General features: G+C 38.4%; 22 protein-coding genes, 1 tRNA gene and 3 pseudogenes. 14 read left to right on the forward strand and 12 right to left on the reverse strand.

What is annotated here, in order from left to right:
- Nucleotides 1-8: 8 nt before the first annotated feature.
- Nucleotides 9-785, forward strand: a complete 777-nt coding sequence (locus PVV65_RS05875) for a DUF262 domain-containing protein (protein WP_273789545.1) — start codon at nucleotides 9-11, stop codon at nucleotides 783-785.
- A complete protein-coding gene (locus PVV65_RS05880; RefSeq protein ID WP_273789546.1) occupies nucleotides 742-1,170 on the forward strand; it encodes an HNH endonuclease in 429 nt (142 codons plus the stop codon). Before PVV65_RS05875 ends, PVV65_RS05880 begins: the two co-directional genes overlap by 44 nt.
- Nucleotides 1,171-1,928: 758 nt before the next feature.
- Here the strand turns inward: PVV65_RS05880 and groEL are convergent.
- The 3 genes and pseudogenes from groEL to groES all read right to left on the reverse strand — a co-directional run.
- Nucleotides 1,929-2,097: pseudogene (groEL, locus tag PVV65_RS05885) on the reverse strand (chaperonin GroEL); the annotation flags it as partial.
- A gap of 109 nt (nucleotides 2,098-2,206) precedes the next feature.
- Nucleotides 2,207-3,850 carry a chaperonin GroEL gene (gene groL / locus PVV65_RS05890; RefSeq protein WP_273789547.1) on the reverse strand — a complete coding sequence of 548 codons (1,644 nt, stop codon included), beginning with the start codon at nucleotides 3,848-3,850 and terminating at the stop codon, nucleotides 2,207-2,209.
- 60 nt (nucleotides 3,851-3,910) lie between these two features.
- Nucleotides 3,911-4,207 (reverse strand): co-chaperone GroES, encoded by a 297-nt coding sequence (gene groES, locus PVV65_RS05895; RefSeq protein ID WP_005774667.1) that lies wholly within the window; start codon nucleotides 4,205-4,207, stop codon nucleotides 3,911-3,913.
- A 233-nt stretch (nucleotides 4,208-4,440) separates the two neighbouring features.
- Between groES and fumC the strand changes: the two genes are divergently transcribed.
- From fumC to PVV65_RS05910, 3 genes are all read left to right on the forward strand, one after another.
- Nucleotides 4,441-5,829 carry a class II fumarate hydratase gene (fumC, locus tag PVV65_RS05900; protein WP_273789548.1) on the forward strand — a complete coding sequence of 463 codons (1,389 nt, stop codon included), beginning with the start codon at nucleotides 4,441-4,443 and terminating at the stop codon, nucleotides 5,827-5,829.
- 188 nt (nucleotides 5,830-6,017) lie between these two features.
- Nucleotides 6,018-6,086, forward strand: coding sequence for a hypothetical protein (locus PVV65_RS05905; RefSeq protein ID WP_273789565.1), 69 nt, complete (start codon nucleotides 6,018-6,020; stop codon nucleotides 6,084-6,086).
- A 1,513-nt stretch (nucleotides 6,087-7,599) separates the two neighbouring features.
- Entirely contained in the window at nucleotides 7,600-8,490 is an 891-nt protein-coding gene (locus PVV65_RS05910; RefSeq protein WP_273789549.1) for an outer membrane protein, read from the forward strand.
- Nucleotides 8,491-8,604: 114 nt separating this feature from the next.
- Here PVV65_RS05910 and PVV65_RS05915 read toward each other — a convergent pair whose 3' ends face one another.
- Together PVV65_RS05915 and PVV65_RS05920 are read right to left on the reverse strand one after the other, a co-directional pair.
- A complete protein-coding gene (locus tag PVV65_RS05915; RefSeq protein WP_273789550.1) occupies nucleotides 8,605-8,886 on the reverse strand; it encodes a hypothetical protein in 282 nt (93 codons plus the stop codon).
- Between the two features lie 1,143 nt (nucleotides 8,887-10,029).
- A tRNA-Leu gene (locus tag PVV65_RS05920) sits at nucleotides 10,030-10,114 on the reverse strand.
- A 221-nt stretch (nucleotides 10,115-10,335) separates the two neighbouring features.
- Between PVV65_RS05920 and PVV65_RS05925 the strand changes: the two genes are divergently transcribed.
- The 4 genes and pseudogenes from PVV65_RS05925 (at nucleotide 10,336) to PVV65_RS05945 (ending at nucleotide 13,826) form a co-directional block, all read left to right on the forward strand.
- Nucleotides 10,336-10,941: a YqaA family protein gene (locus PVV65_RS05925; RefSeq protein WP_273789551.1), complete on the forward strand. Its 606-nt coding sequence runs from the start codon at nucleotides 10,336-10,338 to the stop codon at nucleotides 10,939-10,941.
- Nucleotides 10,942-10,953: 12 nt separating this feature from the next.
- Nucleotides 10,954-11,523 (forward strand): disulfide bond formation protein B, encoded by a 570-nt coding sequence (locus PVV65_RS05930; RefSeq protein WP_273789552.1) that lies wholly within the window; start codon nucleotides 10,954-10,956, stop codon nucleotides 11,521-11,523.
- A gap of 862 nt (nucleotides 11,524-12,385) precedes the next feature.
- A pseudogene (locus tag PVV65_RS05940) lies at nucleotides 12,386-12,624 on the forward strand (Arm DNA-binding domain-containing protein); the annotation flags it as partial.
- A gap of 1,022 nt (nucleotides 12,625-13,646) precedes the next feature.
- Nucleotides 13,647-13,826, forward strand: coding sequence for a hypothetical protein (locus PVV65_RS05945; protein WP_273789553.1), 180 nt, complete (start codon nucleotides 13,647-13,649; stop codon nucleotides 13,824-13,826).
- Nucleotides 13,827-14,044: 218 nt separating this feature from the next.
- Here PVV65_RS05945 and PVV65_RS05950 read toward each other — a convergent pair whose 3' ends face one another.
- Both PVV65_RS05950 and PVV65_RS05955 read right to left on the reverse strand, forming a co-directional pair.
- A complete protein-coding gene (locus PVV65_RS05950; protein WP_273789554.1) occupies nucleotides 14,045-14,170 on the reverse strand; it encodes a hypothetical protein in 126 nt (41 codons plus the stop codon).
- Nucleotides 14,171-14,546: 376 nt separating this feature from the next.
- The gene (locus PVV65_RS05955) at nucleotides 14,547-15,188 is read right to left on the reverse strand and encodes a hypothetical protein (protein ID WP_273789555.1); all 642 of its coding nucleotides are present in this window, start codon (nucleotides 15,186-15,188) and stop codon (nucleotides 14,547-14,549) included.
- 1,344 nt (nucleotides 15,189-16,532) lie between these two features.
- Between PVV65_RS05955 and PVV65_RS05960 the strand changes: the two genes are divergently transcribed.
- Nucleotides 16,533-17,342: a VIT1/CCC1 transporter family protein gene (locus PVV65_RS05960; protein ID WP_273789556.1), complete on the forward strand. Its 810-nt coding sequence runs from the start codon at nucleotides 16,533-16,535 to the stop codon at nucleotides 17,340-17,342.
- Nucleotides 17,343-17,747: 405 nt separating this feature from the next.
- Nucleotides 17,748-18,287, forward strand: coding sequence for a dUTP diphosphatase (gene dut / locus PVV65_RS05965; RefSeq protein WP_273789557.1), 540 nt, complete (start codon nucleotides 17,748-17,750; stop codon nucleotides 18,285-18,287).
- Nucleotides 18,288-19,245: 958 nt separating this feature from the next.
- On the opposite strand, the gene PVV65_RS05970 is transcribed toward dut, so the two are convergent.
- From PVV65_RS05970 to PVV65_RS05980, 3 genes are all read right to left on the reverse strand, one after another.
- The gene (locus PVV65_RS05970; RefSeq protein WP_273789558.1) at nucleotides 19,246-19,374 is read right to left on the reverse strand and encodes a hypothetical protein; all 129 of its coding nucleotides are present in this window, start codon (nucleotides 19,372-19,374) and stop codon (nucleotides 19,246-19,248) included.
- Between the two features lie 147 nt (nucleotides 19,375-19,521).
- Nucleotides 19,522-20,079, reverse strand: a complete 558-nt coding sequence (locus PVV65_RS05975) for a biopolymer transporter ExbD (protein WP_273789559.1) — start codon at nucleotides 20,077-20,079, stop codon at nucleotides 19,522-19,524.
- Nucleotides 20,076-20,951, reverse strand: a complete 876-nt coding sequence (locus tag PVV65_RS05980; RefSeq protein WP_273789560.1) for a MotA/TolQ/ExbB proton channel family protein — start codon at nucleotides 20,949-20,951, stop codon at nucleotides 20,076-20,078. The genes PVV65_RS05975 and PVV65_RS05980 overlap by 4 nt, the downstream gene beginning before the upstream one ends.
- Nucleotides 20,952-22,010: 1,059 nt before the next feature.
- Between PVV65_RS05980 and PVV65_RS05985 the strand changes: the two genes are divergently transcribed.
- Both PVV65_RS05985 and PVV65_RS05990 read left to right on the forward strand, forming a co-directional pair.
- Nucleotides 22,011-22,349, forward strand: a complete 339-nt coding sequence (locus PVV65_RS05985) for a YqjD family protein (RefSeq protein WP_273789561.1) — start codon at nucleotides 22,011-22,013, stop codon at nucleotides 22,347-22,349.
- Nucleotides 22,350-22,352: 3 nt separating this feature from the next.
- Nucleotides 22,353-22,805, forward strand: coding sequence for a phage holin family protein (locus PVV65_RS05990; RefSeq protein ID WP_273789562.1), 453 nt, complete (start codon nucleotides 22,353-22,355; stop codon nucleotides 22,803-22,805).
- Nucleotides 22,806-22,846: 41 nt separating this feature from the next.
- Here PVV65_RS05990 and PVV65_RS05995 read toward each other — a convergent pair whose 3' ends face one another.
- Nucleotides 22,847-23,185 carry a hypothetical protein gene (locus PVV65_RS05995; protein ID WP_273789563.1) on the reverse strand — a complete coding sequence of 113 codons (339 nt, stop codon included), beginning with the start codon at nucleotides 23,183-23,185 and terminating at the stop codon, nucleotides 22,847-22,849.
- Nucleotides 23,131-23,529 (reverse strand): helix-turn-helix domain-containing protein, encoded by a 399-nt coding sequence (locus tag PVV65_RS06000; RefSeq protein WP_273789564.1) that lies wholly within the window; start codon nucleotides 23,527-23,529, stop codon nucleotides 23,131-23,133. The genes PVV65_RS05995 and PVV65_RS06000 overlap by 55 nt, the downstream gene beginning before the upstream one ends.
- A 127-nt stretch (nucleotides 23,530-23,656) precedes the next feature.
- Here PVV65_RS06000 and PVV65_RS06005 point away from each other — a divergent pair.
- A pseudogene (locus PVV65_RS06005) lies at nucleotides 23,657-24,153 on the forward strand (hypothetical protein).
- The last annotated feature ends 211 nt before the right edge of the window (nucleotides 24,154-24,364 follow it).

Genomic DNA, 24,364 nt, shown 5'->3' on the forward strand with positions numbered 1-24,364 from the left:
AATAATTTATGAAAACCACGCTTAAGACCTATACCATTGCCGATATCTGTCATGGATTCACCTACAACGAATTTGAAGGCAAAGGCTTATTTGGCTTATCTGGCAAACTTACCATTCAACCTGAATACCAACGCAATTATATCTATGCTGATGGTAAACGTGATGTTGCCGTTATCGAATCTATCCTAAAGGGCTACCCATTGGGTTTGTTGTATTTTAACCAAACAGGGGATGGTATCTATGAGGTTTTAGACGGACAGCAACGCATTACCAGTATCGGGCGATTTGTTACCAATAAATTTGCCATCATGGATAACAATAAGACTCCGCAATATTTCAACTCACTACCACCTGAACAGCAAGATTTGATTAATAAAACCAATCTTTTAGTATATGTGTGTGACGGTGAGGAAATCGAAATTAAAAACTGGTTTAAAACCATCAACATTGCAGGCGTACCACTCAATGAACAAGAATTATTAAATGCTGTCTATTCAGGCAAATTTGTAACCCTAGCAAAAGCCGAATTTAGCAACAGCCAAAACGCCAATATTAACAAATGGGCGAGTTATGTGCGAGGATCAGCTTTACGCCAAGACTTTTTAGCCACCGCCCTTGAATGGGTCAGCCGTAACAATGTAGGCGACTACATGAGCCGTCACCGTCATGATGACAACATTAGCGAACTAAAAACCTATTTTAATACCGTAATTGACTGGGTATCAGGGATTTTTACTACTGTTGAGAAAGAAATGCAGGGGGGTAGAATGGGGACGACTATATGAAACCTACAAATCCAAGCCTTACAATCCGCAAACCATTAGTGAGCAAGTAAAAACCCTATATGCAGACCCTTATGTCAAAGACCGTAAAGGAACTTTTGAATATGTGCTAGGTGGTATGATGGATAAAAAATTACTTAATGTAAGAGTATTTGATGAAGCTACCAAAAAATCAACCTATGCCAAACAAACCGCCAATGCCGAAGTGAATGGTATTTCAAACTGCCCGCTATGTGCAATCAGTGACAATGTCAATAAAAATAAAATTTGGAAACTTGCCGACATGGATGCAGACCATGTGACCGCTTGGAGTAAAGGGGGTGCAACCGACAAAGCTAATTGTGAAATGTTATGCAAAACTCATAATAGAGCTAAGGGTAATAAATAACACAAATCACTAATAAACATTGGTTTTGTGCAAGTGCTACATAATGACGAAATTTCACAAAAAAAGATACGCAAGCAACAAAAGTTTGAGGCATCATCTTCATTATTTAATAAGATATTACTATAAATACCTTTAAAAGTCATAAAACAAAAAGATGATGACAAGACGCGTGCTTATATACCTTTACATTCTTTCTCAATGAGGTTGTCTTTCTATCGCAGAGATTAACCAAACAGAGATATGCTTGTCCCAGTATACAAAAGCCCTTTAACAGAGAAAAGCTTAAACACCAGCATCTTATTCATAAAAAAAACAAACAAGACCCAACATGCTCTGTCCAACTTTCTCTCTTCAACTTTCAATGGGTACGAACCCTTGCATTGGTTCATAAAAACCATTCGCCCTTCTAAAGCGCAAACACAGGATTTTTTTTAATGGTGCATGCATAAACTTAAAATGAAAAAATAGAACTGTATAAGAAAGAAATGACTATAAATCAAAAAGTTGTATTTTTATCAATAAAATATTTTCAAAGAAAATCACGATCCCCGCACAATAAAAACATCTCATAAATGCAAGAGAAAAAGTCATGAAAAAGAGAGAGATCTATTCACAATGGCGATACATCAACCAATGAAAAATAACAAAATGCTATAAGATCACTATCATAAAAGGAAAAACTGTACGAAACGTAAAAAAAGCATTAAAAAAACGAGCATAGAAAGCCCGTTTCTTTATTACTTCTATGGAATAAGAGCTTAGAAATCCATTCCGCCCATTCCACCCATTCCGCCACCTAAGCATTGGAGGCATTGGTGTATCTTTCTTTGGAACTTCAGCAACCATTGCTTCTGTTGTAATCAGCAGGCTAGCAATTGAAGCCGCATTCTGGAGAGCAGAACGCACAACTTTCACTGGATCAACAATTCTTGAAAACAATCAAATCACCAAATTCACCGATTGCAAAACGTGAAAAAGCATTTAAAAAAAACGGGCCGAAAAGACCCGTTTCTTCATTCTCTCTAGGGGAAAAAGCTTAGAAATCCATTCCGCCCATTCCACCCATTCCGCCACCAGGCATTGGAGGCATTGGAGTTTCTTTCTTTGGCATTTCAGCAACCATTGCTTCTGTTGTAATAAGAAGACTTGCAATTGAAGCTGCATTCTGGAGAGCAGAACGGACCACCTTCACAGGATCAACAATTCCCAAAGCAATCAAATCACCAAATTCACCGGTTGCAGTATTGTAACCAAATGTATCAGCATTATTTTCCAGCACTTTGCCAACGATAATAGCCGCTTCTTCACCGGCATTGGTTGCGATTTGACGCGCAGGTGCTTGAAGAGCACGACGAACGATATGAATACCAGCTTCTTGGTCAGGATTGCTTCCTTTAACGGTCAATGCATTTGCTGCACGCAACAATGCGGTACCACCACCAGCAACAATACCTTCTTCCACAGCCGCCCGTGTTGCATTCAACGCATCATCCACACGGTCTTTCTTTTCTTTCACTTCAACTTCTGTTGCACCACCCACACGGATAACAGCAACACCACCAGCGAGTTTAGCCAATCTTTCTTGCAATTTCTCACGGTCATAGTCAGAAGTTGTTTCTTCAATCTGAGCCTTGATTTGATTGACGCGAGCAGTAATTTCAGACTTTTGTCCAGCACCATCAATAATGGTGGTGTTTTCTTTAGAAATATTCACTTTCTTTGCACGTCCAAGCATATCCAAAGTGACATTTTCAAGCTTAATGCCCACATCTTCAGAAATCACCTGTCCAGATGTCAAGATAGCGATATCCTCTAACATTGCTTTACGGCGATCACCAAAGCCAGGCGCTTTTACAGCAGCAATTTTCAAACCACCACGCAACTTGTTAACCACGAGCGTTGCCAAAGCTTCACCTTCCACATCTTCAGCGATGATAAGAAGGGGTTTTCCAGACTGCACAACCGCTTCTAAAACTGGGAGTAAGGATTGCAAGTTAGATAGTTTCTTTTCGTGAATGAGAATGTAAGGATCATCAAGATCCGCAACCATTTTCTCAGCATTGGTAACAAAGTAAGGGGAAAGATAGCCACGATCAAACTGCATTCCTTCCACAACTTCCAATTCCGTTTCAGCAGTTTTAGCTTCTTCCACGGTAATGACGCCTTCATTGCCGACTTTTTCCATGGCGTTAGCAATCATTTTACCAATTTCTTCAGCACCATTGGCAGAAATGGTTCCAACTTGTGCAATTTCTGCTGAAGTTTGGATCTTTTTGGCTTTTTTGAAAAGATTAGCCACCACTTCATCCACAGCCGCATCAATCCCGCGTTTAAGATCCATAGGGTTCATGCCTGCAGCAACAGCCTTAACGCCTTCTTGCACAATCGCTTGTCCCAACACCGTCGCCGTTGTTGTTCCATCCCCAGCAATATCATTGGTTTTAGAAGCAACCTCGCGCAACATTTGCGCACCCATATTTTCGAACTTGTCTTCCAGTTCGATTTCCTTTGCAACGGACACACCGTCTTTTGTGATGCGCGGAGCACCAAATGATTTATCAATCACCACATTGCGCCCTTTAGGGCCGAGTGTCACCTTAACCGCATTAGCAAGGATGTCGACACCGCGCAACAAACGCTCACGCGCTTCACGGCCAAATTTGACTTCTTTAGCAGCCATTTAATTTCTCCTTGGAGTTTTTTCAAAATAGTACACAATGAAAAATTGAGGGGCTCTCAATTAGCCCATAATTCCCATAATGTCAGATTCTTTCATGATTAAAAGGTCTTCCCCATTAATCTTGACTTCAGTTCCAGACCATTTTCCAAACAAAATACGGTCCCCTGTTTTGACTTCTAAAGGCACGCGCTTTCCGTTATCATCCAAAGCGCCATTGCCAACAGCGATCACTTCGCCTTCTTGTGGTTTTTCTTTTGCTGTATCAGGAATGATAATCCCACCAGCGGTTTTATTTTCAGATTCAACCCGACGAACAACGACACGATCGTGAAGTGGGCGGAATTGTATATTAGCCATGTTTTAAATCCTTAAAACTGAACATAATTGCATTAATCTTAGAAAGTTCTTGCTAGCACTCTCTAAGTGTGAGTGCTAACACTATCCAAGATATAAAATCGGCCTTTCTCAATGTCAAGGATAGTCATAAAATAATTTCTCTATAAATAAAACTTCCACGTCTTGCTTCTTCTTGCTATTTGGCGTTATCTAGCTTTTTTAAGAACCCGTAAACAAATAAAGGATCTTATATCATGGTTGAAACACGTCAGGAAACGGATAGCTTTGGAACGATTTCGGTACGCCAAGATCGTTATTGGGGAGCACAAACTGAACGTTCTCTGCATAATTTTAATATTGGCAGTGAAAAGCAGCCTCTTACCATCATTTACGCCCTAAGCCTTGTGAAAAAAGCAGCCGCCCTTGTCAATATGGACAAAGGCAAACTTTCTCCCAAGATCGGCAAAGCGATTGTCACAGCGGCTGATGAAGTTCTCTCTGGTGCTTTTGATGAGCATTTTCCCCTTTCTGTTTGGCAAACAGGCTCAGGGACACAAAGCAATATGAATGTCAATGAAGTGATCGCCAACCATGCCAGCATGCTTTTGGGGGGAAAACTGGGAAGCAAAAAGCCCGTTCATCCCAATGACCATGTCAATATGAGTCAATCCTCCAACGATTCCTTTCCCACGGCACTTCACATTGCTACCACGCTGCAAACACGCCAACATCTTTTCCCTATTCTTGAAGCGCTCATTACCACTTTCAAGAAAAAAGAAGAAGAATTTGCTGACATCATCAAAATTGGACGCACCCATACACAAGATGCCACCCCCTTAACGCTTGCACAAGAATTTTCAGGTTATCGGGTCGCGCTGGAAGCCAATCTTCATCGTATTGAAACAGCCCTTGCTGATGTTCAAATGCTTGCTCAAGGCGGAACAGCTGTGGGAACAGGGCTCAACGCCCCGAAAGGCTTTGACGTTGCCTTTGCACAAACAATCAGCACCCTCACAGGAATACCCTTTAAGACGGCACACAATAAATTTGAAGCGCTTGCGCATCATGGTGCTCTTGCGCATTTCCATGGCAGCTTGAATGCCTTAGCCGCGGATCTCTTTAAAATTGCCAATGACATTCGGTTTTTAGGTTCTGGTCCCCGTTCCGGCTTAGGCGAACTCAACTTACCTGAAAATGAACCCGGTTCCTCTATTATGCCTGGCAAAGTTAACCCCACCCAGTGTGAAGCCATGACCATGGTTGCAACCCAAGTTTTTGGCAATCATACCAGTGTAACCTTTGCCGCTAGTCAAGGGCATTTTGAACTTAACGTCTATAAACCTGTTATTGGCTATAACGTTTTACAATCGATAACCCTTCTTGGAGATTGCATGCGTTCTTTTGATATGCATTGCATTCAAGGATTACGCGCTAATCGCGTTCATATTCACGCCCTCATGGAGCGCTCACTGATGTTAGTCACAGCTCTTGCTCCAGAAATTGGCTATGAAAAAGCCGCTGAAATTGCCAAAGCAGCGCATAAAAATGATACAACTTTGCGCACTGAAGCCCTCAAAGCAGGCGTTTCTGGAGAAGATTATGACCGGCTGGTTGATCCCAAAAAGATGATCGCTCCTCAATAAAGAAACCAATAAAGAACAGGAAATTTTCTTAAACCTTATCCCTCAAAGTCATCGGGGTGTGTCACCCCGATGAGCGTTGCTCACAGTGTTTATTCTAGGCTCTGTTTATTTTAGGCTCTCATCTCCATTTTAGCTCTTAATCCAAAGAAACTCTTGCTTTAGAAATTGGCTATGAAAAAGCCGCTAGAATTGCCAAAGCAGCGCATAAAAATGATACAACTTTGCGCACTCAAACCCTCAAAGCTAAGCGTTTTTAGGAGAAGATTATGACCGGCTGGTTGATCTTAAAAAAGATGATCGCTCCTCAATAAAGAAGCCAATAAAGAACAGGAAAACTTCTTCAACCTTATCCCTCAAAGTCATCGGGGTGTGTCACCCCGATGAACGTTGTTCACAGTGTTTACTTTAGGTTTTCATCTCCATTTTAGCTCTGATGAAAATATATAGTATATTGATTTATAATGATAATATCTCATTATTCAACTTGAATGCGCGTCCTAAATACCCGTAAGATTTTCTCATTTTAAAGCCATTTATATTAAATCAACCCAAACCATGTTTCTTGCACCTCATAATCGAGATGCATGTATGACATAAAATTATCGTAAGAAAAGACTTAAAATGCCTCTAATAAACCGTCGAGAAGAGCTAAGGGATGGTCCACAACATTTTAGAATCAATCCTAGTTTTAGAATCAATCCCAGTTTTAGAATCAATCCCAGTTTTAGAATCAATCCAAGTATATGATGAAACCAGTTTGCCCTTTTTATGAAGAGTAATGATGGGAATGCTCAATAGAAGCAACATCTATCAGAACAAAACGCAATGTCTCACAAGGTTTTGACCTTGACCTTTACTCAAAACAATCAATCCCCTTTCAAGAATACAGTATATCCTTTAAAACAGTGCGCAATCAATTTGAGGCGCCTGCTCATCATGGCGCCCTTCTCTATTTCTCGGAAATGCCTAACTCCATACGCTGATCCCTACTGCTCTCATTAAAAAATTGCCAATGACATTTGGTTTTTAGAATCTCATCCCTTTTCTAGCTGAAACGAACGAGAAGAATGGTTCATGATTTTTCCTGAATGAAAATTTACATGAAAGGAAACCGGAAGAATACGCTCCCCCTTCACCCCCTGTTATTGTTCATATCCCCCCCCTCTTTAATATTCCCCCCTCTTTAATATTTCATTGAATCAATCCAAATGATGCACTTGGATCGTCATAAGTAAGCATGGCATATCAATAAAAAACAATTGAAAAAAGGGGCTCTTTTTCTCAAATTCCCAAAGCTATCATTCCCCAAGGCTATCGTCATACAAAAGCACACACAATATTGAAAAACGGCAAAAAAAATAGGAAAGGCCCCTCTGCCCTTTTTTAAGACGAAGGATATGGATATTCAGCATATATATTAAGCACAAAAATAAAAATCGTTATGTATAGTATATTTATATATAAATAACAAAAAAGTGTTTTTTAGTTTGAGAAATAATATTTTTCAACAAGATAAAATTTTATTTATTACACCATAATGTTTTATAAAATACAGAGAGCACTGAAAGTGCCATAACTCTAAAAGAGCTTTGAAAATTAAGATTTTTTATGGGAAAAGAGCAAGGTAAATACATTTTTTAAAAATGCTTAACACTGAAAAATTATGGATTTTTAGTGTATTTTATTTTTTCATAATGAAATTATGTATAGATTTTTTTAACTGATTTATGCATAATACATTATGTAATTGAAATAAATTGGGGACGTTTTATGAATACAAAATGTTTAATTGCACTCTCTCTTTTAACTTTTATGACTGCTTCAACAGCGCAAGCAGCTGATACGGTAATGTTTCAGCCATCAACACCAAATATTTCAGCGTCAAGTGGTTTAACCTCAAGGGGTGCGCCAGTGACTTTTTCTACGCCTTTTTCTTGGTCTGGTTTTTATTTTGGGGGACAAATTGGATATGTTTCCAATAAGAGCAATTTAAATTACACGCCAGAAGAAAAGAGCGGAAAATGGGCTTTGGTCAATAGAGATTTATCACCAAAACCATCAGGACTTGTCAGCGGTTTTTATGTAGGTTCTAATATTGACCTAGGAAATGACCTTATTGTCAGTGTTGATACGGATATGATCTGGTCTGGTTGGAAAGACACCCAAACGGATAATGGCAAGAAAATTCTCGATAAATTAGACACTCTTAACGCTATCTTTCAAGAAGCCGAAATTCCTATTATAAAACCTGCAGCTCAGGATGAAACGATACCCAACATTGATGATATTGTTGTGAGCAGTGTAACATTGAAAGAAAAATTGGGGGGGGCTTTGCGCGCACGCATTGGTTTTGCTGCCCATCGTCTTATGCCTTATATTGCAGGGGGGGTTGCCTACACACAGATGCAATATATCCTATCACTTTTAACAAAATCGCAAGAAGATTCGACAGTATTTGCTTCTGGCAATGTGTTTGATAAAACAAAAATAATGATCGGTTATACTCTTGGTGGTGGCTTTGATCTTGCCATGACCGATGACATTATCATGCGTACAGAATATCGTTATACAAATTTTTTTAAAAAGAAATTTGCAAATGATGAACTTAAAATAAGCGATCAAGCGCATAATTTTCGCCTTGGCATCGCTTATAAATTCTAATGTCTTATAGAAAAAGAAACGTTTTAAAAACCCTGTTTAAAACAGGGTTTTTTTTATGCCTCTCCCCTCCCTTTTTTAAAAAGACGAAGACCCTAAAAAAGCAGTACTCAACTGTCAACAAAGGATTGCAAAAACAACAAAGGATCGCAAAACAGTGCAGCTTTTTGCAAGTTCTTCTCGCATATCCCCTTTTAGAGGATGCATTAAAAACATAAAAGCTTTACCTGCACGACTATTGTATGAAATAAATAAGAGCACTGATATTTCTTTAAAACAAAGATACATACTGCGCATCAAAAGCAGCAATTGATGATACCCTAACAGCAGCATAAAAAGGAAGCTAGTGTGTTCATTTTCAACCTCTTCTTCACCCCTCTCAAAAGCATACTTCTTCATCGACAAATAATCCATTTTTTCAGTATCAATTCACCGATCACTTTTTGTCTTAAAGTAAAATCACTTGATAGGATCACGGGAATTTATTTCGCGCCCCATCTTTAAAAAAACAAAGATCTTTCCCTCCCTTTAAACCTCATGTCGGTTTATAAAGAAACAACAACTCTAGGGTGAATTTCTCTTGACTTCCCACTTCATGGGTTCCACTTAAACTTTAAAAAACAATGAGCAAACCCTCACCTGAATATTCAAGACACACTGAAAACAATAGTGAAACGGCTTACCTTCTATCACCCCACTTTAGATGACGCTATTTACAACTCTTCTATTGCCAGAATGGAACAAGGATATTGCCTCTCTCTGTTGGTGTCATACCTGAAACAAAAGAGATAATCTGATTGGAGAAGAACGCATTGGGGAAGAATATGAAATTGTAAAGATGAAAAAAGCATTTGTAGCAACTCATTTTCCAGCTTCCCTCTCTCCTTTGACGTTTGCTTTAGCAAGCAAAAATCAAACAGTATCTTTTTAAAGAGTGGTGCTTCACATCGCCTCACGCTTTTGTTTCCCAACCCATTTTGGGCTCACAGCTCTCATGTCATAGGAGAACGCTCCCAACCAAAGCCTTTCCCCCCACACACAATACACCTGCTCATTTGCGCGTGTATTTTCAAAAAATATTGAATCCTTAAACCCATTTCACCACAACGCCTATAAAAAATAAAATCTAAAAATAAAATGGCGCCCTCTTTACTCTTCATCAAAGAGCATGCTGGAAGCTTCCTATACTTTTTCCCCCTCCAAGGATAGCCCTTCACACCTAATAAGATTCATGAAAAGGCATATTTTCTTGTACAATTTTATACCACACGAGCGCATCCAGCTTATACGGCCCCGCACGCACACACGATACGCACGCCCGATAACATGATACGCGCGCCCGATAAATGTGCAAGAGACATGATTTTGGTTGATTAGCATTCAACAGATTAAAAAATAAGAGCCCCCTCTAATCTTCAAGGTCGTTCATTCAACAGGCAAAAGAATGAATATTGATAAATCGCAATATTTTACAAATCGATATGATGCACGATGACAGAATAAAGCGGAAGTGTTGATCGATAAAGGAAATCTTTATCCAAGTGGTGCGGGTGGTCGGACTCGAACCGACACTCCTTTCGGAACCAGATTTTGAGTCTGGCGCGTCTACCAGTTCCACCACACCCGCACTTGTGTTATACAGACAGGTCTATAAAGACAGACTTGCCGATTATTTCTTTGCACTATATGAAGAAGGATAGATTCGTCAACAGCAGACTTCTGATTTTTTAAGAATTCCTCTCCTTTTCTTCTCTATTTAATGGAATATTTTTTTATCGGATTTATAGCAATTTCATTTATAGCAAACTCATTTGTAAAGTTTTTACCACTTAAATTTATAAAAAACGCATGATATTAAATAAATTAAAGCTTTGGACGATTTCTCTAGCAAATCGGCGTACAGCACCACATTGGCTTGGTTTCATTGCCTTTCTTGAAAGTTCTTTTTTTCCAATTCCCGTAGATATTTTATATATCCCACTGCTGCTTATCCGTCAAAAGCGGGTTTATCGCTATGCTTTGATTGCAACGATTTGTTCTGTTTTAGGAGGGATTGCCGGTTGGTTTATCGGATATTTTGCCTATGACACCCTTGCCAAACCCATTTTAGAATTTTACGGTAAAGTTGAAAATTTTGAATCTCTAAAAAACCATGCAACCCTGCAATTTCTGATTATTTTACTGATAACATCAGGTTTTTTTCACCTTCCCCCCATCAAAATTGTCACAATTTTGGCAGGTGTGATGAATGTACATCTTGAACTTTTCATTCTCATTTGTATTTTTTCCCGAGGCGCTCGTTTTTATCTTCTTGCGTGGCTGATTAAACATTTTGGACAAAAAGCAATGAATTTTCTAAGACAGCATTTCAAATGGATTATCTTTATGGGATGTATCAGTCTCCTTTTAATTTATGGGATTTTCATAGTTTTTTTTAACAAACAGCTTTTATAAGGAACAGACCCAATGGCATGTATTTTGTCTTCTCATTCCCTTTTAAACAAGCATCTTCATCTAGAACCCAGCAGAAAAGAACAAAGTTTATGGGCTTTTTTTCTCGCTTTTTGCTTGTCTGCTACCGTAGGTCTCGCCCTTGGTTTTGAACATTTTGATGGGTATCTTCCTTGCGATTTATGTCTAATCGAGCGTTTTCCCTATTACGGTGCCATACCATTTTTGCTCTTAGCAGGTTTTGGAGCATGGTTTTTTCGCATGTCTTCCTGGATACAACTTTTATTTTTATGTGTTTTTGTCTTAATGAGCATCAGCCTTGTTTTAGCCATTTATCATACCGGTGTTGAATATGGCTTTTGGGAAGCTCCTCTCAGTTGTGGTTTAAATGCTGCGCGAAAAACCTCAGATATTAACCAGCTTCTTAATCAATTAAACAACATTCACCCGCCTTCTTGTTCAGAAGCGCCTACACGTTTTCTTTTTCTTTCATTTGCCGGTTGGAATGTGGTTGCAAGCCTCCTTTTCACCCTTATGAGCCTCTATATTACATCAAAAGGCATTCTTTCAGGCTACAAGATATAAAAAAAATTCCCCCACGCAGCACAGCATACGTGCTCTTTTAAAAAACCGTATAGCGCGTGGGTCTTCACCGCAAAAGAACACGCTAACACAAAGAGTCCAAAACAGGAAACATCGTCTCCTTAACACGCGTCCACAAACATCATCTTCTCATCAAACTTCTCCTTAAACATTAAAGAGGATGAAACAATCTTTTGTTTGTAAAATTTCCCTCTGTTTTCTTTTTCATGCCTTTGAAGATTTAATGTTATTATCAATATCCTCCTCTTAAAAAGGAGAGAGAAACAACAGATACCTGTATTTTATTGTTTTGCTTCTCTGTATTTATCAGCAATATTTCGATAGAAGCTGGCGGCAGAAAAGCGATCAGAGGATTAAGTAAGGGAACCAATCAATATTGAATGGTCAACCATGCCTTGAGAATAAAAACACAACGTCTTCCCCGTTCACTTTTTCAGAAGATCTATCACCTTAAAGAACCGCATAGTGTGATGGAATACGATCATAGCGCATGATGAGAACATGAGACATTTTGAGATCTCAATGCGCTTTACCCCCCACATATAAAACATCGGCTCAAATCAGCACCACGCATTCGACAAGTTTTTGGTGCGATTTTCCGCATGATTTGATCTTACCAGAACAGAAAAAAGCATGGATTCTCTGCAATTATGCGACAACCGTTTCGGATAACACATTGATTTATAATGATAATCTAGCGTTATTCATATTGAATTAGACCCTCGAATAACGCAAGATTCTCTCATTTTAAATCTGCTTATCTTGAATCAATCAAAACCACACCTTTGCACGTCACAAGCGGGATGAATGTGTGGATAAAATTTGTATAAGAAAGGATTAAAAAATGGCTCTTATGAACCGTCTTAATGCAAGGTCTGTCGCAACATTGGGGGCTGGTAAATATAATGATGGTGCCGGCTTGCTTCTTCAGTAAATCATAAGCGTAAAGATGGAGGTGCTCAATGGATTTATCGCTATACCATTCACGGGCGTCGTCGCGAAATGGGTTTGGGGGCTTTAAGAGATGTCTCTTTAAAACAAGCCCGTGAATTGGCAACGGGGTGGCGCTCTGTTCTTCGTAAACCGTCTTAGTTCGCTCACATGGCGTCCCAAGGTTATCAGAGGAAGAATTTCATAAGGTTGTTGCTTTTATGCTTAAACATTTACCCCCTTTACACCTTTGGCTTTTTAAAAAATAAGCATATATAGGAAAACATATACAGACATCCGTAACGGTATCCGCTTCCCCGCAAGGAGAGAGAGGAACGCAGAAGTGGAAAACCACACCTTTCGTCATTTAAGTTCCCCCTTTGATTTAAACGATCCAATAAGAGCATAACCACCATCACATAAAAGTAAAGATCACAAACTTAAAACAAAGAGACTTACCCAATCAGTAAAGCTCATAACCTCCTTCACTTCTCCCTTTAGAAAACTGTTTCACAATAAACAGCGTATATTCTCCTAACATGGTTGCCTATATCCTTCGAGAAAGCAACAGATCATTAAAACTAATCCTTAGGTGTTAAAAAATATCAATCACGCACGACACAAAAAAGAAGTCTATTGATCAATAGGCTTTATGCCCTCCACCCGCGCCTTCTACCGCAAACATCTGCTTAAGTTTAGGAACTATATCATTCCACAAGAGAGAAAAAATGAGAGAAGCACATCTTTCTCTCACCAAGAAAAAATCAGCACACCACCTGTTTCCCCCATATAAGAACATCATATTGTCTATTTGCCTCAAACTTCAATGCGCGACCCCATCTCTCATAGCTTTCAACAAAGCAAATAAATTTTCAGCCCTCAAATTATTTCTTTGCCTTTCATCCCCCTTTTTTTGCAAAAAACTTCAATGAAAAGCAAAAGACTTCACCTAAACAAAACCATAACAGTCAGAAAAATTCTGGATAACTGGGGATATTTCTCATAAAAGCAGAAAGCTTCCAAAACAGAAAGCTCTCCATGGCTTTATTCAAATAAAAAACTATGCCAAACTACTGAATTGATTTTCTTTACTGCCAAATTTCTGATGCTCTCAAAGCCTCTTTTTTCACCATCTATAAAGAATAGACAAAAAAAATTTTAAAAAAGTAATTTTAATGGTCAACTTTATTTTCAAGAAACGCATCCCTTTAGCGGAATATATTCTCCTTTGCCCTATCGCCTTAAAAGCTCTTCATTCCCAAGTGGCCATTCCCTATTATCATTCCTCAACATTAACCATCATCACCATAGAACAAAAGCTTGCTCATCACTTTTCATTGGTAAGAAATAAATAGGCAAAAGATAAAATATCGCTCATCATCTGTATGAGCGACAGATTCTTCCAGAGTGACCAAGCCATACAGCCATTTTTTTGTATTTTCATCATGATAAAGCATAAGCTATCTTTTTAAGGGAATGCCATAGAGCGGGTTTTACTATGGCGCAAATTTTTCAAGAAAAATCTTAAACCGCAATAGAGAGCAAGGTTTCTTTATGGAGCGCGCACATGGTGTCACGCTTTGATCTTTTCCATCACAATAATAAGTTCAAATTTTAACCAAAACGATAATACACCTATTCTAAATGATTTGCGCACCACCTCATCCGCCACAGGCTGCTCCAATATCGATTCATTCATCGGTATATTTCCTTGAGGTTTTTTTGCGCTTTTGCGCACCGTAAAAAAAGACAATATTTTTTTTAGCATTGTAAACTCCAGTGCATTTTTAACTTCATTTCAATTGATTCGAATTGAACAATGTCTTAAAAAAATCAATAAAAATAGAGGGTTAAGTTATGAAAACGAGAGGGTAAGTTTTACTGCCCAACAATGCCTATTTTTCTCCCTCTAAACAGTCATTGAAATACAATAGAATATTTTATTATGTAAAAACAATTGCTTATAACCTAGGGGAGGAAGGCAAAAACTTCCCCCCTTAAATAGGAAGACATTCTCAAAATTATTAAAAAAACGATGTAATTTTAGTAATCTTTTTATCTTTCTTCTGATAAAATTAATTGGCAGCTGTCTTAGGAACCCCACCACGAGTTTCCCAATTAGCAACAGACGCTAATTCCTCAATGAGCTTCTCTCTTGGTAGATTATCATCATCGACCAACTTGTACTGAATGGCATGTTCACGAAGCCACTTCATAAGTGTTCCTTTAACAGTTTTACTTGGTGCAGCCTTGTGTACCACTTCCCATGCTGCCACAACAGCTGCAAGCTTTGGAGCATAACGTGGATGATTTGGATCTTGAAACGCATATTTTTGATCTTGAATGTCACCAGAATCATTCTTAGGAAAGAAAAATGCAGGGCGCTGACCATATGATAAAAGCCATTCTTTTAAATCTTCAACGGGAACATGTGAAGAATCCGCATCTATAAAATCCTGAAAATTATAGTACGACCATTCTATCGTTAACCGGTGGTCTTTTCCTGCTTGAACGATGGCATGATAAACTGCTCGGAAATTAGCAGTATTTTCTAATGATAAAAGAACATTACCTTCGTAAATATCACCCTTTTCTGGTTCTATTTTGTTGACAAACCGACATTTTCCTGGATTTAATCCGGCTATTAAAAGTGCTGCCTGCGATATTGTTAGTTTTTTAAGAAGTCGCCATAATTCTAAACCTTTATCAATTTCCATATATTTCCCCGCTTTTTTCTACAAAACTGAACGTTTTTTTTCAAAATGCTAAGAACAATCTCCCTCAATACACAGAGATTATGCACTTCCTCCCAAATTTATTACACTTTTTAAGTGGTTTACAACATTTTCCTTCTCGTGATTCACAAGGAAATGATTTTGATATAAGAAGTTTTGAAGTGAGAGAATCCTACTGAATTTAGGGCTTTCATGCAAGATATAAGGCGCGTTGCAAGACGATAAATGACCCTTCATAAAGCATCAATTTCATACGTGATCAAACTAATTTGCTATGATAATATCTTTTGCAACCCAACCTTTCAAACCAATCTCAATCACAGCACAAAAGATAATTTGTTAGACGCCAATAAATCCACCTCAATGCTAATATCATAAGAGGACTGGCTTACACTTAAAATGGGATGCGGGCTGTAAAACGATCCAATAAAAATGCCTATAATGAATAGTGCTAAAGACTGTCGCAAACAGTGGGAACGAAGATGTTGTCATGGTACCGGCATGCTCTTTTAGAAGCATCAAAATGAGAAGACTCAAGAGATCTTTATTCTTTCACGGGGGGAATTTATACTATTTCATGGGGACTTTACGGCTCTTCCCTTCACGAATATCTTTGCAAAAAGGGGCTTGGAGCCCTTGAACGCCCCCTATCTTTACGCTTCATAAAAGAACACGCCGGCACCATCATTATATTTGCTAGCTCGTGGATTTTACGATAGACCTTGCATTAAGGCAGTTCATAAGAGTCATTGTTAATCCTTATCTTATGCAAATTTTATCCACAGATTCATCCCACTTTTGACGTACAAGCGAGTGATTTTGATTAATTCAACAGGAGAGAGGTCTAGAATAAGCAAATCTTACATTATTCGAGACTCTCATTCAATGTACAAACAATGAATTATCATTATAAATCAATCTCTTTTACCCTAGACATGAGGTCTCTTTTAAAGAATGATCTCAAATTCAAAAAGGTGTTATCGTCTTTTTCTATCGTCTTTTGAACGCATCAACTAAATGATGGTGCTGGCTTATTTTTTTTCATCCATTCTTAAGTCTAAATCCATGAGAATGCTTCATTCAAATGTTCCTTTTAACAAAATAAAATATATTTTTTCTCAATTTTTTCACGGGCGCTCCTCTCAACACCCTTGGATAAATCTCCTTTATTGACTTGATTTTCCAGCTTTATTTTCATGGTGGCACCACATTCTTTTTTTTTCAGCGCAACCTTTTTGCACTTTTTCAGTTTGTAACTTTTAGGTTGACTTCCAGTTTATTTTGATTAATCTTTTAGAATTATTCTAAAGTGTAAAGGAACAGAGAATGTTGAAATCGTTTTTTTCATTTGTACGGCGTAAGGCTCTGTTCTTTCGTTCAGCACAAAAAACTCTCCTTCAAGCGCTCAAAGTAAAAGAACAACAGACTGCACTCTATTTAAAATATGCAAAAGCTCTAGAGCCTTATTCCTCTAAAGAAGCGGCGGTTTTTACCGCCATGGGGCTTCAAGAGCTTGAAAATTATAAGCAACTTTTGTGTCTTTCTTGCCATAATCGTTCCCACACGGCGGATAGATCATGTGAGCAAACTTCTTTTATAAAAAGCAAGGGGAACCACCCCTCTCCTAAAAAAACAGCAGCAAATCACACCATAAAAAAAACCTCGAAAGAGCAAAAACAAACACTTTTGACATGGATTCAACCAGGTCTTGCTGGGTTAATGGATGGCTCTGTCTCCACCCTTGCCCCTATTTTTGCCGCAGCATTTGCCACAGGAGAAACGCATCAAACCTTTTTGATTGGTCTCTCAGCTTCCATTGGGGCGGGACTTTCAATGGGGTTTACAGAAGCAGCCCATGATGATGGGAAGTTATCAGGGCGTGGTTCTCCTTTGAAAAGAGGTCTTGCCAGCGGCATTATGACAACATTGGGCGGCTTAGGTCATACGCTTCCTTATTTGATCAATTCTTTTTATGTTGCAACAGTAATTGCCTGTATCATTGTTTTTTTCGAACTAGGCGCCATCGTCTGGATCCAGAACAAATACATGTCAACCCCTTTTTGGCGCGCCTCTTTACAAGTCATCATTGGGGGGGCTTTGGTTTTTGCCACAGGGATTATTATCGGCAGTATTTAAAAAAAACACGTCTCCATAATTTCGCTTATCGCATATAATTTTGCCTATCTCATAGGTTGTCCCCTTTTAACGGAACATCAAATCATCGCTGACAATCCCTTTATTGAAAGAGCTCTTACTAATGATTTGATAATCTTATCGGTATTATCTAAAAAATCTCACCTGTCACAAATCATTTCGTTTTAAATAAGCACCTGTTCCTTCTATAGGCATCAGCCATTCTTGGTAATATCATTATTGGAAAATGCCATTGGTGGAGCTTTGAAATCTTGTGGATTAACAAAAGATAGTAACCAAGCTCTGGGGACAACCTATATCAAAAAACCTTTATCGACTTGTTTTATGGATATCTTTTGTTAAAGTATCATTTTTTTCTAAACTTCATATTTTGGAAGTGCCTTGATCATGTCACATACTGAAACCAAAACACCACTAAACAACCAAGAAAATTGTGTTTCTTCAAAATCTTCACACCCCGTGACTTTATTCGTTCAGCGTCTTGCACACGGACAAGGTTTAGAACTTCCTCACTACGCAACAGCAGGTTCTGCGGGTCTTGATCTACGGGCCGCCATTGGAGAAGAAGAAACGCTCGTCCTTTCGCCAGGGCAACGTGCTCTTATTCCAACGGGTCTCATTTTTCATTTATCACCAGGCTATGAAGCACAAATACGCCCACGCTCTGGTTTAGCTTTAAAACACGGCATCACATGCCTTAATACCCCTGGAACGATTGATAGTGATTACCGTGGTGAAGTCAAAGTCCTTCTCATCAATTGTGGTCAGGAAGACTTTTCTATTGAACGAGGCATGCGCATTGCTCAAACTGTTATTGCCCCTCTCACCCAAGTTAATGTTTGTGCCATTGAACCAGAGCCACAAGACAGTCAAAGTCATGCAGAGAGCCGTGGAACAGGAGGTTTTGGTTCAACAGGGCATACTTAAAATTACAATAAGGACAGTCTAAAGCGACACGGACTTATTTCAAAGGTTCTTTCATTTCCGGATTTCTTAACTTTGGGGGATCCCTTAACGTTTGAGAATCCCTTGGAATTTGAAAATTCTTTACGTAGTAGGTCATCATAATACCGATACCCTAACAGCTATTGATTTGATGTATTCTTTTTGAGAACCCTTGATTTTTAAGGTATCTTAAGCTTTTAAAGAAAAGCAGCGCCCACTTATGCCCAAGGCTCTCACCTTGTAATCAAACGCACAAGCCTTGCATTTTTCCTCCTCTTATATCTCTTCAAAATCTTCTCAACCCCATGACTTTATTCATTCAGCATCTTGCTCACGGACAAGGTTTAGAACTTCCTCACTAAGCAAAAGCAAATTCTGCGATCCTTGATTGATCGTGCCCCCCTAAAGAGAAGCATAAACCTTTTACTTAAGATATGCCCTTATTCCAATACGTCTTTCCTTGATCCCTTGGAGCTTTTAAAGCACGCATTCTTCCACGCTTCTCACTTGAAACGCACAAAGCCTCTCCATAACGCCCCCCCTCACATACCCCCTAACCCCCTAAAACAATTGGTTACGATGATCTAGAAGACACATCCTCTTGAGAGGATTTGAGTAAAATTCATTGTCTTGATTGTCTTGTAAAATGAGCGCTCCCAATACCATAAGATTTTCTCATGGCCAATTTGCTTTTACAGCCATCATAACCTACGTCTCTTATCCATTACAAGCGCTGTTGTCCGTACAAATAAAGACGAAAAAAAGACGAAAAATGCCTATAATTATAATGAACACATGTGCCAAGGGCGTCCGCAACATTGGAAGAGTATAAAGGGCTCTTTTATAAGGCATTAAAATGGGAACACTCAATAGATTTATTTTATTCTTATTTTATAAAAACATGACCATTTATTCATGGATGCCGTAGCTTTATCTCTACTCAGACAAAAAGAACAATGACCACGGCTGCTTTATAGAGCCCCTCTTGCAGCAAGATTGAGAGCGTTTTGCAATCCGACAAGACCAATTTTACGCTATCCAGCCATGCGTATTTGATTGAATCAATCAACGACAGTCTCCTCATCAATTTCATTCTATGACTTTGATATAACTTTAATGAAGTTGCTTTGCGTCCTTCAACAAAGCTATTTTTTTTTATCAGTTATTTTTTTATCATGGGATAGAAGCCGTTCCAGAAATATGAGCCTTAACAGTATCACTCATTGTTTCCGCCTGTCACATGACCCATCACGTTAGCACCCACTCCATCGATAGCACCCTCTGTCACAACAAGTCCCTTTGTTTCATCTGCTGTTTTATGATTTTCCCCATCTCTTGCGGCAAGATTGGAAGCGTTTTGCAATCCGACAAGACCGATTTTACTATACCCAACCATGCGTATTTGATTTAATAAATCGATGACAATACCATAATCAATTTCACTATCAGCTTTGATTAAAATTTTTGTCTCTAAATTTTGCTTAGTCTCCTTCAACAAAGTTTCCCTCAAAACTGCTTGTTCTATAAGATGATTGCCAATGTAAAGAGAATGATCTTTTTGCAAAGTGACATAAAGAGGCTCATCCGGTTGAACCACGGAAGGTGCTTGCGTTATCGAAGGAAGCTGAACAGGAATGACAGATGTTGCCAAAGGTGCAGCAACCATAAAAACAATCAGCAACACCAACACAACATCAATAAAAGGTGTCACATTGATTTCGCTGTGCAACTCACTCTCATCGAGATCAAAATCATCATTAAAGCTTGCTTTCATTTTTTATGACTTTTCTGTTGTTTTTGTCGATCCAGTTCACGACTCAAAAGCCTTTCAAGAGCAGCAGCAATATCACCTAAATCACTGCGATAAGCATTCAAAGCACGCATAAGGCTATTATACATAACAACGGCGGGGATCGCTACAAAAAGCCCAATCGCCGTTGCAAATAAGGCTTCAGCAATTCCAGGAGCAACCACATCAAGCCGCGTTGTTTGCGATTGAGCAATCCCAATAAAAGAATTCATAATTCCCCAAACCGTTGCAAAAAGCCCCACAAAGGGCGCAATAGCGCCAATGGTTGCAAGAACAGCATTTCCACACGCAATACGACGTGTTGCAGCCAACAAGCAGCGCGACAAAAGCGAATGAACCCTTTCTTTTAAACCTTCATGAACATCGCGCACATAAACATCGCGAGAAACGTCTCCATATTGCTTATTTTCCTCATAAAAGAGAATATCTTCAAGCGTTTGTGCACTTTTCCTTGGATTGGTTCTCTCAGCGGCGCTTTCACTGACCTCTTCGAAAGCAGCAAAATAAACCTCTTGTGTCGAAAGATAGACCTCTTTAAGAACTTCTTTGAGAAAAAACACCCCAGCCCCTTTGCTTTCTTTCAAGCTCGCAGCCAAACGCGTGAGAGTCTGAGCGTTCAGAACCAATCGGAGTTCATGACGCACGCGTCGTTTTGCCACAGTGATCTCAACAATTTTCACAAAAGCAATTGTCCAAGACACAAGAGAAGAAAGTAACAACAAAATGATAACAGCTTTCACCACCCAATCAGCAGCCATAAACATAGAAAAAGGCGAAAAATCATGTCCTACCAATATAGCAGAAGGACTCTCTAAAGGGACTGTTTCAGATTCCATTTCTGTCTCACACTCTTGTGGTCTTAATCTTCTTTATGCGATGAAACGTCACTCCGCAGAGCATCACTTCCACACTGCCACTTCCCTTCAACGTCACTTTCGCATTTCTTAAGAAAGAAAACTTGATAAATCAAGTATAGTTTTATTTCCTAAATTCTCTTTTCCCCTAGCCAGATCACTCAAGAAATTTTTATACCCCTTCACAAGTTTATCTTAACTTAAGTCTCTTTACTGCGTAAATTTGGCAAAATGATAGACTTGTAAGAAATATCCCACATGATGTTTCAATTTATAAAAATATAAAAATAACGCATTATTTTTCTACTTACAACACATTGACTTATAAGAATAATTTATCATCACTCCTGTTGAATAAGCCCCTCATCTCGCAAGCTTATCTCAATTCAGCCGCTCTTGAATAAACCCAATAAAATATTTGCCAGCATGGAATAATTTGTTCGAGATAAACAGCAAAAATGAAACCCTTAAAGAAAAAGATCTTTTCCTCTTAAAAAACAATGCTCTGAAATTCTCTTCTCATAATTAAAAAAGACACATTCTTTTAAACAAACCCAAAGGATCATGGAGATACTCTTTAAGCGTTCAAAGACATAAAAGAAAAGAGCAAGCAATATTATTTTCTCTTCTCTGTTTCGAATCTGTTTCAAAAAGCCGAAAAATGTCATGACTTCTCTTGCAAAATTTCTCCTATAAAAATAGCCACGCCCCTATTTTTACCTGTCTCAAATCCCTAAAGAACCAGTCTCAACATACCTTTAAAAAAAACTTACACCAAGAGAAGCAGAAAAATGGTGCTCAATTCCTTGAAAGGCATAAAAGCAATTTCACCAAAGGAGATGCTTTAATAGGACAAGAGCTCCTCTTACAAGCTGAGTGATCGATGAGATTTATTTTATCAAAAACAATTTTAAATTGCACAAAAAGACAAGGAACCAAAAAAAACTTTTGGCGTTACAAAAGCAGTAAAAGTTTTCATTCCAATGCAAATGATTACGATGAACACACCAACAAAACTATACAAGAGAAGGAAAGACCATCATGGACAATAATAAAAACACAAAAAAAAATAAAACCACTGGAGAAAAAGACCCACAAAATGAGCTCCAGGGACAACTTGAAACGTTACGTCATGAAGCTTCAGGGATGACCTCGACACTGACAGATCTTGGTGCAAAAAAATTCAATGATGTCAAAGACAAAGCGGAAAAACTGTATCACTCAGCGAAAGAAAACAGTGAAGATATCATGTCTCAAGCAAAAGATAAAATCAGTGATCTTGAACAAACCATGAATCAATGTATTCGCAAAAATCCTGGCAAAAGCGTTTTGTTTGCAGCAGGCGTTGGTTTTATTCTTTCTCAATTACTGCGTCGTTAAGCCATGCATAAATTTATCGCTCCTCTTTTAAACCATCTGGTCGGTGGAGGGCTAAAAAGCACTGTCAAGCAAATGCGCCTTCAAGCAATTTGCTGTGGGTTTATTGGCATTTCATTATTTATGGCTTTGCTTTTTTTATGTATCATTGGTTTTCTTGCGTTATGTACTGTTATGAAGCCACTTTTTGCCGCCAGTATCATGTTTTTAATTTGGCTTTTTCTTGCAGGATTAGCGTTTATAATCAACAGAGTTCTGAAAGTTTATCAACGCTATGACCAACAAAAAAAGACCGAAGAACAAAACCACAAACTAATGACAGATGCGACTATTTCCAGCCTTGCTGTTCTCAGTCAACATCTTCCTTTTGTCAAATTGGGTGTACCCATTCTCGGACTAGCAACGTATTTTCTGTGGAAAAAAGATAAAAAAGACCGCTTTTTAGATAAAAATATGTAACACTGTGATCCTACCCTCCCCCCCCGAAGTGCTTTCTTTTATCATACAAAGAAAGCACTTTTTTGCTTTTTAGCTTCTTTAATAGCATGAGAAGAAATCCCCTTCATTTTAGCTAAAAACTCCATAGAACCAATTAAATCTCTTTCAGATTGCAGCCCATATTTCATAAACATAGCAACATTAGGCAATGCTTCAGTTAAAAATTCTGGTTTGATTTGAAGCGATTTATTATTTTTTGAAGGTAAGGCGTTTTCAGTTTTACCTTTCTCTATTTTTTCATAAGCCTTTTTGTTACAATTACAAATATGTTTAAGGGTTGTATATTCTATGTGTATTTCGTTTTTTGTGATTTTTGCTTTAAAAATCTCTCTAAAATCCACTGAAAAAGACTTATCGCTTTGTGCAATTTTTCTACCGAAGCTTTGGCCGACCGACCAATGATCTGAATAATTTTTTGCATTCTAGAAAAAAGCAATGATGCAAAAGAGGCTTTAATTTGCCGCACCAACCCTTGAAAACAATGCAAAGCGTCCTTTTGTTTGTTTTGAGCCTCTATGATTTCATCAGTTTTCTGTTTAAGTTCATAGTATCGAGCAACCAGAATACGTAAATCAATACCGCAAGCTGTTATAATTCCATGATCACGGCTTCGCACTGAATAGCGTTTAAAGTTACCAGAATCCCGCATAACAACAAGCCCGCAATCATAAAGACGTGAAAGCAATATACTAACGCGTGATTCACTACGGCAAATTTCTTTACCAAGACTAGATAAGCGCGGGTGCGGTGGGGGCGCCCTTCTTTAAAACATTTCATTTTAAAATTTAAATCTCTTATAAAGGAATTGTGCCATGCAAAAGAAGTTTACACTCACAAATGAGACACGTGTATTCGATAACCAAATTTTTTATCGCATTAAAGCTTTAAAAGACTTTGCTGATATTAGGCTGGGGATCTGGGTGGCTTTATTGAAAAGGAAGATAACCTCTCTCATGATGGCAATTGCTGGGTTGGTGATAATGCTTATGTTGTAAAAACTGGTCGTGTTTATGATAATGCGCGGGTTTATGGCAATGCTGGTGTTGGTGGCTATGTATATGGCAATGCAAAGGTTTATGATTTTGCCAAGGTTTTTGCTCATGCTCATGTTTATGATAATGCACAGGTTTTTGACAGTGCAAAAATTATCAGTCATGTGCATATTTATGAAAATGCTTGTGCTTATGGCATGGCTATTGTCACTAAAAATGCCTTTGGTGATACAAGAGAGAATGTTTATACAGAACGCCTTTCTCCTTATGGTGAAATCTCATTTGTGATGTGTAGGCCCATAATAAAGCAGCAATAAATAAACATGCGGGCGTTGCGGGGCGCCCTTCTTTTAGATTTTCCATTCCAAATTTTAGCAAATGTTTAACACATTAGATTGTGTGGGTATCCTTATGTGCAAAAAATATGAATTAACCAATCAAACAAAACAAATTAAAGATAGACTAACAAAACAAATTACAAACCTTTATCGCATTCGGGCTTTAAAAGATTTTGATGATGTCAAGGCT

Origin of the sequence: Bartonella sp. ML70XJBT, assembly GCF_028618425.1 — a bacterium.
Classification (GTDB): domain Bacteria; phylum Pseudomonadota; class Alphaproteobacteria; order Rhizobiales; family Rhizobiaceae; genus Bartonella.